Annotated in this window: 1 protein-coding gene; it reads right to left on the bottom strand. The window is 40.4% G+C overall.

The features are described from left to right. A partial coding sequence (locus ACFVWU_RS45010) for a protein rep (protein WP_387632553.1) occupies positions 1-1,001 on the bottom strand: 1,001 nt, incomplete at both ends.

Genomic DNA, 1,001 nt, shown 5'->3' with positions numbered 1-1,001 from the left:
AATTAATTATGTAATTCTTAATTCCTACATGCCAATGCGCCATAACCTCGAACGTCTCATTAGCTACCTCGTCTTCATCTTCTTCAATTCTGACAAGATCCCCGTCCTCGGCGTCCGTCAAATTCAGTTCCTTATGAATCTCTTTCAAGATCCCGCCGTAGCCGATCAACCGCCTGGCATTTAACGCATCATCCAAATAATAGACCGTATCCAAATTTTCCTCGGTCACTTCATTCCCACGTATCACATCAGTGTCTTTCACTGGATACTTAGAAATCTCTAAAATAGCTTTCTGTTCTTCCATTTCTTTGCGTACTTCTTTTTCAATCGCTTCCGCATCGATTCCCTTTTTACCTTTGACCCTCTGCACATGCACAATAGGTGTGTAATCCAATTTCATTGCTCTTTTCCAAAGGCTTGTCCATTCTTTTTGATTAATATAGTTCTTACCAAAGTAATTAGTACGAACAGGTATTAACACATGAAAATGCGGATGATATGTATTTTCTTCATGATTTTTCGTAATCTCTAAAGCTCTGAAATACCCACGCACCGCAGAATCAACTTTTTTATATTTCATCAATCTATTAAAACCTTTCATCATATCCGAAATGGTCTGTTTCAGATCATCACCCTCAACGTTTTTTACTGTCAACGTGAGAAATATCCATGCTGGCTTATATTGCCGATTGGCTTCTTCAACGATCAATTTGTTGTGATAAGCAATTTTCAATGACCTTCGCCACGCACACATAGGGCATAACCTCACTTTACAAAAATAGGCTTGATATAATCGTAGTCTGCCCGTTTCTCGATCCCTCTTAAACGCAAGACATTCCGCACAATCACATACTTTCTCTGCCTTTTTTCCGTAGTAAGGCGCACCGGTACGCTTTTCAAGTCCTTCATAGTGAGCCGCCATAAGCGACGATCTCACCTTTTTCCCCTTCCAATCCCGCTTTTTTCCTGTTGCGGTTTTATCCTCGAGGATGGTATACTTC

It is taken from the genome of Kitasatospora sp. NPDC058190 (assembly GCF_042883685.1).
In the GTDB taxonomy this organism is placed as follows: Bacteria; Actinomycetota; Actinomycetes; order Streptomycetales; family Streptomycetaceae; genus Kitasatospora.
The sequence above is the reverse complement of the archived record's forward strand: the minus strand, read 5'-3'. Positions and strand labels throughout refer to the sequence as shown.